This is a genomic window from Novosphingobium mangrovi (assembly GCF_022818885.1).
Lineage (GTDB): Bacteria > Pseudomonadota > Alphaproteobacteria > Sphingomonadales > Sphingomonadaceae > Novosphingobium > Novosphingobium mangrovi.
Map to the genome: position 1 here is coordinate 1 of NZ_JALHAT010000058.1, position 10,306 is coordinate 10,306.

Genomic DNA, 10,306 nt, shown 5'->3' on the forward strand with positions numbered 1-10,306 from the left:
AGGTCCTGCGCGCCGGTGACGGAGAACAGCAGCCGTTCGGGCGGTTGGCATTGCCGGGCCATCAGCTCCTGCATCTGCGTGATCAGTTCGGGACGGCCGAGACTGGCGACGACCACGGCCACGCGCAGGGAGGCGGCGTCGGCAACGGGAGCAGGGGCCGCGACGTCCGCGCTGCGCCGCGCCGTGCCTGCAGAGACGTCGTTGGCCGGCGCTGGCACCGCGGGCGCGCGGGCAAGAAGGGGAGGCAGGATAGGGTGCATGCGAACCTCGATGCAGGATGAGAGCCCGCCGCAAGGGCGCCGGATATCCTTCCACGCCCGCGTGGCCTGGCATGTGCAGACGCGCGAAGCGGGATGTCCGCCGGTACCTTACGAGTAGGCACGTGTTCATCCTCAGGGTGCCCCACGGGCCGGAGTCTGCCCATGCCATTTGCATCCGTTTACGAGTTAGCATGGGCGCGCAGCCCGCAAGGTGGGACGCCGCAGCCCCGCGGGCCGCGCCTTTCCGGCCCGTACAGAGGTGATGCGAAGGGGCCTGGATAAGGTTGCAGTGCAACATGTGCGGGCGGTTGGAGGCGTTTTTCCCGCGGGTTCCGGACACCTGCGCGATGCCGCGGGCGCGATGCCACCGAAATGGAGGCTCCTGCGATACTATGCAGGTCTGCGTAGGGATAGTCTGGCTAGGCTGACCGGCCATGGAGAGACGCAGGATGCAGGACACGATCGAACGCCGCACAGGCATCGCCGCCGAACCGGATGGACACCCGGGAATGCCGGCCCGGCCTGCCGGGACGGGGGATCGCGCGGCCGCGCTGGCGCAGGTCGCGGCCGCGGCCGGGCGGCCCAACCTGTTCGTGATCGGCGCGTCGAAGTCGGGCTCCAGCGCGCTGCACGCCTACTTGCGCCAGCACCCCGATATCGCGATGAGCACCGAGAAGGAGCCCTGCTTCTTCGTCGATCCGGCCGAGCTGGCGCAGGCCTGGCCGATCATGGCGCGCCGGGGCTGCTCGCATGAGCCTGAGGCCTATCTCGCGCTGTGGCAGGGACGCGCCCAGGCCCGTTACCGCGGTGAGGGCAGCGTCTACTATTCGCAGGCTCCCGCGCGCAGCGGCGTGGCGGCGCGGATCGCGGCGACCGTGCCGGATGCCCGCATCATCTACGTCGTGCGCGAACCGGTCTCGCGCGCCATCGCGCACTACTGGCAGCGGGCCAAGGAATTCCAGGAGCGCCTGCCGATCGAACGGGCCATGCGGGAGAACCCGATCTACCGCGACACCTCCGACTATGCCCTGCAACTCGCCGAATACCGCGCCCATTTCGCGCCCGAGCAGATCCACGTCTTTGCGGCCGAGGAGCTACGCCGGGACCGGCACCGCGTGCTGGATGAATGCTTTGCCTGGCTGGGGCTTCCCGGCGTCGATTATGCGAAAGCGGACCTCGCCGAACGGCACCGCTCGCCGCCCACCAGCCGGCGCGAGCGTTTTCCTTTCGTGCGGGCCTTGCGCGATTCCGCGCTTTGGGCCGGTATGCGCGGGCACCTGCCCGACAGTCTGGTCGGGAAATTGCGGGCGGCGGCAACGGTGTCCTTCGACAAGCAGGACGTCGATGAAGCCGCAGCGCGCGCCTACCTCACCGAGTATCTCGCGCCGCGCCGCGCTGCCTTCGAGGCGATGATCGGCCGAACGATGGATGCCTGGTAGGATGGCCTGTCAGGGGGGCGCCGGAGCGGTGCGAAGCCAGCGGGGTGGTCTCGTCGCGGTGTGGTTGGGTGTGGTTTCGGGGGGCGCGCGATGACCCTGCTTCCCATTCTGGTTTTCTGGGCGCTCCTGGCCTGGGGGATGGCCGGACCGCGCAGTGTCCTTATCTACCTCTTCTTTGCGACGATGCCGTTCGGCGCTTTCGCGGTGCTTCCAACGGGACTGACCGGGGGGCTGACCTTCACGCCCACGCCGCTGGTGGCGCTGGCGCTGGTTGTGCGCACCTTCGTGCGGCCGGGCGGCGCGGGCGCGCTGCTGGGGATGGCGCTGCGGCCCGAACGGCTCTTGCTCCTCGCCTCCTTCGGCGTGGTGGCGGTCATCGTCACGCTGTTCATGCCGCGCCTGTTTGCAGGGGCCATCGAAGTCGTGCCCGTGCGCGGCGACCTTGATCAGACGGTGCCCTTGCGGCCCAACCAGCAGAATATCTCGCAACTGGCCTACCTGTTGATCGCGCTGGCCAGTGTCTTTGCCTTCGCCCGGCTTCTGCGCAGCCCGCGCCTGCGCCAGCACGCCTACCGCGCGCTGTGCCTGGGCGGCGCGGTCGCGGTGCTGACCGGGCTGCTCGATCTGGCGGCGGGGAGCCTGCCGCTCAACGGCCTGCTCGCCCCGTTCCGCACGGCAAGCTACGCCCTTGCCGTCGATGTCGAAGTGCTGGGGGGCAAGCGCGTGGTGGGCCTCATGCCCGAGGCTTCGGCCTACGGCGGTTTGTGCCTCGCCTTCCTGTGCGCGATCCATTTCTATCGCCGGGCCATGTGGGAAGGGCCGGTGCGCGACATTGTGGCTCCGCTTCTGGTGCTTGCCCTGATCGGGTGCATCTGGCTCGCGCGTTCGAGCGGTGCCTACGTGGGGTTTGCCGTGTTCGTGATGCTGGCCGTGCTGGACTGGTGCCTGCGGTTGGGCGCGCGCGGACGCGGCGGACGACGGGGCGTTGCAGGCGAACTGGGCTTCGTGGTGGTGCTGGTGATCGGCCTGTGCCTGGTGGTGATCGTCACGCCCCATGCGTTGGACCCGCTCTATGAACTGGTGGATCGCATGGTGTTTCAGAAGGGCTCGTCGGAGTCCTTCGAGCAGCGGGGCATGTGGCGGCGGGTGGCCTTTGAGGGGCTGCTCTCGAGTCAGGGGCTGGGGCTGGGGCTGGGCAGCGCGCGCACGTCGAGCAGCCTGGTCGCGATCCTGAGTGGAACCGGCCTTCTGGGCGGGGCCCTGTATTACACCTTCTTCCTGCAATGCCTGCTGCGCACGGGCCGTGATCGGATGGGAGAGGCGCCCTTCGTCTTCAGTGCCTTCCGCTTTGCCGCCATGCCGGGCTTCCTCGTGGGCCTGATGGTGGGGAGTGCGGACTTCGGCGGGATGCTGGCCTTCGGCTTTGGCCTGGTCAGCGCGCTTGCCGACGACGTGCGCAGCGCCACCCGTCGGCGACCGGCTCGCCGCGCGCATCTGTGGGGGCCGGAGAACGCTCTCGCCGTGCCGTAAAGGGAGGTGGAAGGAGCCATTTTATCAAGGGGCCATCGCCCCTTGACCCCAAAATCGGCGACCTCACCTCTGTCCGCCAAGGCGGCGCGCTGGACCTACGCTCGACAGTTTGGGGAGCCCGAGGGCGATGGCCCTCGGACCTATTTTCTTCGCCTTCTTCCGCCTTAAAGCGCCTTGCGCATCCGCCGGAAGGGGATGGTGAGACCCGCCGTTTCGGCCTCGACATCCTCGAGGGTGATATAGCCGCAGGCGCGGTAGAGCGGTTCACCGCTCAGCGTGGCCATGAGTTCGGCCTGGGTGAAGCCCCTGGCGGCGGCCGCCTCTTCGCAGCGCTGCAGGACGACGCGGGCGATGCCCCGGCGGGTGAAGTCGGGGTGGGTGTACATGGCTCGGATGCGCGCGGGATCGCGCGCCGGGTCGAGCGGGGCTGGATCGCGCAGTGCGGCGCTGTGATCGCCGCCATAGAGCGTCGCGCGGTAACTCCATCCTCCGCACCCGGCGAGCTGGCCGTCGACTTCCGCCAAAAGGTACGTGCCATCGGCAATTAGCTGGGTGTCGAGCCCCATGAGGTGGTGACTTGCCGCGACCTGCTCCGGGGTCAGCCAGGAGGCCTGCAGTGTGTCGATCGCGTTCTGCATGAGATCGCGGATGCGGGGCAGGTCCTCGGCACAGGCCCAGCGGGTGGTGAGGTCGCAAGGCTGGGGGCTGGTCATGGCATAGGTCCGTAACGGGGCAGGGGGCGGGCGCGGACTGGTACGCGATGGCTCGCAGCCTGCCCAGAGGGGGGCGGGCGCAAGGCGTGGAAAGACCGGGCCTGCATGTCGTTTTCCTGGGATCAGGGGGCAGATAAGGCAGAGACTTTTTTCCGAGGGCCATTGCCCTCGGGCTCCCCAAAATCGGCGACCTCGCCTTCGGCGCGCCAACCTTGCCGAGAAAGGTGAGGAAGACGGTTCTGGGGGCAAGGGGCGATGGCTCCTTGCATCTCACTTCTTTCCGGCCTTTCCTTCACACGAACACCCCGCCGTGGCCGGAGCCGCGACGGGGTGTCTGGATTTTCAGGTGTGCCGCGCGGCGCTCAGAGGCCGTCGAGGCCCTTGCTCACGAGGATGTTCACGGCGACGCGGCGGTTCTGCGCCTTGCCGTACTCGGTCGTGTTGTCGGCCAGCGGATCGGCTTCGGCCATGCCGGTGGGGGTGAGCATGCGGTAGGGCTTCCAGCCGCAGGCCTGCTGCAGGTAGTTCACGACGCCCGCGGCGCGCTTTTCGCTCAGCATCTGGTTGAACTCCTGGCTGCCGGTGGAATCGGTGTAGCCCACGACCAGCATCAGCGCGTTGTCCATGCCTTCGGCGGCGCTGGCAGTGGCGCACAGGTCCGCCTTGGCCTCGCTCGACAGGTTCCACTTGCCGGTCGCGAAGTTGACGTTGGTGGTACCCTTGATGTTGTACTTGTCGATGTCGCCCATGCGGCCACGCAGCGCCTCGGTCGCGGCGGTCTGCTCGGCAAAGCCCTGCTCGGTGCCATTGCGGATCATCGCCGCGGTCTCGAAGTCGTCCTTCTGGAACTTGATGCGGCTGGCCACCAGATCGCCCGAGGGGCTCTGCATGGTGCGCACGTCAACGGGAAGACCATTGAGCAGCGCCTGGTCGGTGCGGTCCTTCGAGCTGATGCCGAAGATGCCCGACTTCGAGACAATCTGCGTGGTCTGGTCGAGCGTCACGACGTTGCGCGCGCCATCCTCGCCGGTGATCTGCAGACGGTTGCCGTCGCGGGCGGAGATGAAGCCTTCCAGTTCGGGCCCTTCGACCATTTCGGCGGTTTCGGCCGGCGCGTCACTGTACATGGTGGCGGTAAGTTCGGCATCGGCGTTGCCCTGGTCCTGTGCCGAGGCGGTGCCCGCGGCGGCGAGAGCCCCCAGCGCGAGGGCGATAGCCGGTGTGTTCGAAATGACTCGCATTGTGCTTCTTCCTCCGTTCGGTGTCCGCCGGGACAATCGCTCCGCGCAAGAATGACGATGCATCCTTCCGCCCCCCTCTCGGCTGTGCCCGGCGCTCAAAAACCCTTTGTCGATCGCGTCCGGTGGAAACGAGGGCGTCCTATGGGGCGCACCCTGATCCGCGAACGCGGTGGACTTGCTGGTTGTTGACCCCATGCTTGCCCATAAATGAACACAAGGCCGCACAGGCCGTCTTGTGCGGGTATCCGAGTGCCCGGTGCGATGAACCGTTCGGGCGGATCCGGGCGAACAGGCCTGCCTGAGGAGAGGGCGCATACGAAAAAGGAGCCGGATTGCTCCGGCTCCTTTTTCTTTCAGCCTGTGAACTTCGGGACGGAAGTCGCAGGGATCAGATCACGGTGATGTCGGCGTCGGTTACGATGGAATCGTAGAAGATCACCTTGGTCGTGCCGTAGAACAGGAAGGTATTGCCCGAGGGGACATCGTGCTCCAGCGTGTAGGTGCCGCCTTCGGTCAACTGGATCGTGTCGATGCCCTCTTCGAAATCGTAGACCTTGTCGGTGCCATCGTCGGCGTCGAAGAGGAAGATGTCCGCGAAGCCTTCGTCGTCGTTGTCGTCGTTGGGGTTGTCGCCATAGAGGACGTCATTGCCGTCGCCGCCGATGATCACGTCGCTGCCATCGCCGCCATAGACGCGGTCATCCTGGCCGCCGCCATCGAGATAGTCGTCGCCCGCGCCGCCGTAGAGCTTGTCGTTCGAGCCTTCGCCGTAGAGTTCGTCGTTGCCGTCACCGCCGTAGAGCTTGTCACGGTTGGCGCCGCCCTTGGCGCTGTCGTCGCCCGCGCCGGCCTTGATGATGTCGAGGGCGCCGCCGCCGTCCAGTTCGTCGTCACCGGCCGTGCCGTTGATGACATTGTCGAGTTCGTTGCCTTCAACCAGGCCGTCGCCGGCTTCGGCATTGATGATCTCAGCCATGAAAACTTCCTTTCGCATCTCACTGCATCTTGCATGTATCGAACCGGACATCGTGTGCCCGGCGGTGTGCACAGCTTGCAGCGACCCCCTGTTGTGTGCTCCGCGGGCAGGTGCGCGAGCGAAGCCGTCGTTCTTGCAAGTCCGGCGGGAGCGGGCTCCGCGCCATCTGTGACACAGGGGATAGCACCGAGGGGCGGTGGGCGTTTCACAGTTAAGGGTCCGAAACCGAGTTTGTTTACTATGGTCTCGTACTTAGGTCGCCGAAGTGCTCCGGAAAAACGTAGTATTGGGAGGGGTTTACCGGCTGCCCCAAAAGGGGATCCCCGCCGTACTGGAGGCACCTAGCCCCATTCATCGCAAGACCTGCACGCCTTGTGGAGGTGCAGGTCCTCTGGAAGTTTCCTTAGTATGGCGGCGGGCCGGGCGGGCACCGCGCACGCGAAAAGGCCGGACCCTGCGTGCAGGGCCCGGCCTCTCCCGGTCGTGATCAGGTGCGCAGGATCAGCGCAAGGGGGTCAGGCGCAGAGCAGACCCAGGTCGGTCTCGGCCATCGACAGGTCGAGCTCGCCGTAGCCGCGCAGGCGCACGACATCGTGGGTGGCCCCGTTCAGGGTCATCTGCAGGATCATGGTCGTGCCCGCCTCGCTCAGCGTGAACTCGGCGCCGGTCATGTCGTCCGCGCCCACGCCGGTGAGGAGGATGCGGTCGCCCTCGGCGGTGTCGAAGTCGAAGATCGTGTCGATGTTGCCGATGTCATCGAAGTCGAGGACGAAGGTGTCCGCGCCGTCGCCGCCATAGAGACGGTCCGAACCCTCGCCGCCGTAGAGCCAGTCGTTGCCATCGCCGCCCTTGAGCACGTCGCGTCCGGCATCGCCCAGCAGCATGTCGGCACCCGCATTGCCTTCCAGACGGTCATCGCCCGCGCCGCCCGAGATGTGGTCGGCCGCCTCGCCGCCCTCGATGTCGTCGTCACCGCTCGTGCCGGTGAGGTAGGTGGCGTAGTCGGTGTTGCCCTCATCGGCGGGAGGAGTCGCGACCGGTTCCTCGGCGACGGGTTCTTCCGCGACCGGTTCTTCCGGAGCCGGAGCCTCGGGAGCGGGCTCGGCCGGGGCGCTGGCGTCGGGCGTGCCGTCCACAGGCGCGGTGTCGACCGGCGCGTCGACCGGTTCATCGCCCAGCGCGGCGGAAAGCTGCGCGAAGCTGTAGCTCTGGCCTGCCAGAACGAAGGTCTCCACGTTGGCAACGCTGGTCACCTCACCGGCGCGGACCGAGATGTGCAGGGTGCCGTCCGCAGCAACGGTGCCGGTGAGCGAGCCGAGGCGGGCGTCGATGACCAGCGTGTCCTGGCCCGCGCCGCCATCGAGCACGTCGTTGCCGAAGCTGAAGTAGATCGTGTCGTTGCCGCGGCCGGTGCCGATGACGTTGGCGCCATTGCTGCCGCGCACGGTGTCATCGCCGTCGCCGGTGAAGGCGTTCTCGATGCTCGCGTCCATGGCGATCGTCACGCCGGCCAGCTTCGTGGCGCTCTTGCCCGAAAGGTCGACAGTCGATCCCGAGGTGATGGCGGCCGCGTTCAGCGTGTCGGTGCCGCCATCGGTGTCGCGCAGCACGCTGCGCTCGGCAAGGTCGGCGCCGTCATAGAGCAGGCCCAGTTCGTCGGTATAGACATAGGTGTCGTCGTCGAGGTCGGTGGCGTTGCCCAGCACGGTCAGGGTGACATCGTTCAGGGTGCCCGACATCGGATCGCCGCTCTTGAGCGTGGCGTCGGGGTTGCGGTTGTGGATCTCCAGCGTCCAGGTGCCCTTGGCCATCTCGCCCATCGAGGCGACCGAGGAGAAGGTGAAGTCGCGCACGTTGCCCACGCGGTCGGTGCCGGGCAGGTCGTACATCAGGCGCACCTTGGTGCCTTCGGGCGAGACGAGGTAGACATCGAGGTTGCCGGTCTCGATCCAGCGCAGGTCCATGGAGAGCTGGACGTGCTCCACCGACATCGCCTTGTCGATGACAAGGTCGACCGCGATCATGTCGGTCTTGCCCGCAACAAGGGTCTGGTTGGTGGTGACGGTCTTCGAGACACTGGCGAGGTTGGCGTAGGTCTGCTGGTCGGTCCAGGTCTCGGCGAGGCGCACCGCGTCGTGGACGTTGAGGAAGCCGTAGCCGACAGCGTCGCTGAAGTGCAGGCCGCCGCCATTGAAGTTGGTCGCGCCGTTGGTGGTCCACCCGTCGTTGAAGGTGACGGTGTCCGAGAGGCCCTCACGGCGGGCCGAGTAGGCGAGGATTTCCTGCACGTCGCGGTAGCCCAGTTCCGGGTTGGCCTCGAGCATGAGGGCAATCGCGGCCGAAACGGCGGGGGCTGCGAACGAGGTGCCGTTGAAGTGGTCCCAGCGCTCGTTGAGGGTGGTGGTGAAGACATCTCGGCCCGCAGCCGAGATCAGCACGTTGGCGCCCACGCTGGTGAACGAGGAGGCGGCGCCCGTCGGGTCCACTGCGCCCACCGCGATGGTGTAGGGCGAGTTCTGGAAGTTGTGGTAGTTCGACGAACCGCCGGTGCCCACGTTGCCCGCAGCAAAGACGAGCGAAGTACCAAGGCCGTCACGCCCGTTCATGACAGGGTTGAGGAGCGCCGCGCCGTATTCGGGATTACGATCGAAGTTGTCGGCGAAGTTGGAGGAGAAGCTCCAGCTGTTGTTGACGACGTCGAGCTCGGCCGAACGGTCCAGCGCGGCGAGGATGTCGGAGACGGCGGTCGACTTGCTGTAGTCGATGCCATAGCCGACCAGCGTGGCGCCCGAGGCGATGCCCACGGTGCCGACCTGGTTGTCCCCCTCGGCCGAGATGATCCCGGCAACGGCGGTGCCGTGCAGGTGCGGCAGGTTCGCGGGATCGATGCTGACGTTGCCGGTGCCGAGCGCGAAATTGTAGTCGAGCGACGTGTCGTAGGCACCCTTCAGTTCGGTGTGACGAAAGTCGATCTGGCTGTCGATCACCCCGACCTTCACGCCCTTGCCGGTGTAATCCGCCCAGACCGGGAAGACATCGATGCTGAGCAGCGAGTCCTGGGTCGAGCCATCCAGGTACCACTGCTTCTTCTCGTACTTGTCGGTGGTGTAGAAGGCGTCGGGCGAAACGAGCGTGGCGGACGAAGCGATGACAGTCTTTTCCATGTGATCAATCCCTTGTTTTTAAATTGTTTGTCGGCGTGTCTGTCGTTGGATGCAGACGGTGTGCCGCTCGACTGATCGGCGAAGTAGGTGTCCGCTGGTGAACGTCTCCTAATGGGGCGTGGTGAACTTATTTTAACGCGAATCTTGCGTATTTCTTACTTCAATCCAAAGGTTTGGATGAGGGTTCGCGCGGTGTTTCGGGGGATGCGTAGTCGCCTGCAATCGTTGCGCGCGCCAATTTCCGCGACTGGGCCATTTTTGCGTTAGGCTCATGTTCACCATGTTGGGGCGGGGAGATCGGAGCTGACCGCGCGAGGAGGGCGGACACCTTCAAAACTAGGGGGTCGTCCGGGATGGTACTGACCCCGCTTGCGAGGCTACCAAACCGCCCGCGGCGCATTTTTTTCGCGTCCGCCCCCTTTTTTTGTCGGCCGCGGGGAGGGGCGGCGACTCAACCCGCGCGATTCGCCGCGCATGGTCGAGGCGATTCGGTGTGGGGAGGGGGAGCTGCAGCTCCGGTGCCTCTATATAAGGAGCGCGCTGGCGCGGACCCGGGAGGGAAGGGCGCTTTGCAAGGGGCATGGATGCCGCTTCCTATATAAAGGGTCGTCTCTATGAAGCCGGGAGGTCAGCCAGGAGGAACAGGACTTTCCGAGGGCCATCGCCCTCGGGCTCCCGGAACTGTCGGGCGCAGCTCCCGGATGCGGCTGCGGTTGAGACGGCAGACGTGGCAGGGGCGGAGGAAAGGGGCGCGGCTTGCTCGGCTCCATCTGCGCACCTGTCTGCAAAACAGGACCTGAGCGGGCGCGTCAGAAGCGATTGGTCATGGGAGCCCGAGGGCGATGGCCCTCGGATTCGTCCTTCTTCCCTTTTCTAGCAAACGGGCTTCGACGCATTTGCGGGGCTCAGGCCAGTTTTCCACAAGAGCCATAATCGGCTTTGAAAAAAGGGTTTGACCGAATCGCGGGGCTCACTTAGAGGGC

The 10,306-nt window shown here is 66.1% G+C and carries 6 protein-coding genes and 1 pseudogene; 2 read left to right on the plus strand and 5 right to left on the minus strand.

The window, feature by feature from the left end; all coding sequences use genetic code 11:
• A pseudogene (locus MTR65_RS18720) lies at positions 1 to 260 on the minus strand (hypothetical protein); the annotation flags it as partial.
• A 449-nt stretch (positions 261 to 709) separates the two neighbouring features.
• Here MTR65_RS18720 and MTR65_RS18725 point away from each other — a divergent pair.
• Positions 710 to 1,699, plus strand: a complete 990-nt coding sequence (locus tag MTR65_RS18725) for a sulfotransferase family protein (protein ID WP_243802887.1) — start codon at positions 710 to 712, stop codon at positions 1,697 to 1,699.
• A 90-nt stretch (positions 1,700 to 1,789) separates the two neighbouring features.
• Positions 1,790 to 3,229, plus strand: a complete 1,440-nt coding sequence (locus MTR65_RS18730; RefSeq protein WP_243802889.1) for a hypothetical protein — start codon at positions 1,790 to 1,792, stop codon at positions 3,227 to 3,229.
• Between the two features lie 164 nt (positions 3,230 to 3,393).
• On the opposite strand, the gene MTR65_RS18735 is transcribed toward MTR65_RS18730, so the two are convergent.
• From MTR65_RS18735 to MTR65_RS18755, 4 genes are all read right to left on the minus strand, one after another.
• Entirely contained in the window at positions 3,394 to 3,942 is a 549-nt protein-coding gene (locus MTR65_RS18735; RefSeq protein WP_243802891.1) for a GNAT family N-acetyltransferase, read from the minus strand.
• Between the two features lie 362 nt (positions 3,943 to 4,304).
• A complete protein-coding gene (locus MTR65_RS18740) occupies positions 4,305 to 5,183 on the minus strand; it encodes an OmpA family protein (protein WP_243802893.1) in 879 nt (292 codons plus the stop codon).
• A gap of 388 nt (positions 5,184 to 5,571) precedes the next feature.
• Entirely contained in the window at positions 5,572 to 6,159 is a 588-nt protein-coding gene (locus MTR65_RS18745) for a calcium-binding protein (RefSeq protein ID WP_243802896.1), read from the minus strand.
• Between the two features lie 515 nt (positions 6,160 to 6,674).
• Positions 6,675 to 9,323, minus strand: coding sequence for a S8 family serine peptidase (locus tag MTR65_RS18755; protein ID WP_268739543.1), 2,649 nt, complete (start codon positions 9,321 to 9,323; stop codon positions 6,675 to 6,677).
• Positions 9,324 to 10,306 lie beyond the last annotated feature (983 nt).

Coding starts and splice junctions, on each gene's coding strand:
- MTR65_RS18725 (WP_243802887.1), top strand. CDS start 710: ATGCAGGACACGATCGAACGCCGCACAGGCATCGCCGCCGAACCGGAT.
- MTR65_RS18730 (WP_243802889.1), top strand. CDS start 1,790: ATGACCCTGCTTCCCATTCTGGTTTTCTGGGCGCTCCTGGCCTGGGGG.
- MTR65_RS18735 (WP_243802891.1), bottom strand. CDS start 3,942: ATGACCAGCCCCCAGCCTTGCGACCTCACCACCCGCTGGGCCTGTGCC.
- MTR65_RS18740 (WP_243802893.1), bottom strand. CDS start 5,183: ATGCGAGTCATTTCGAACACACCGGCTATCGCCCTCGCGCTGGGGGCT.
- MTR65_RS18745 (WP_243802896.1), bottom strand. CDS start 6,159: ATGGCTGAGATCATCAATGCCGAAGCCGGCGACGGCCTGGTTGAAGGC.
- MTR65_RS18755 (WP_268739543.1), bottom strand. CDS start 9,323: ATGGAAAAGACTGTCATCGCTTCGTCCGCCACGCTCGTTTCGCCCGAC.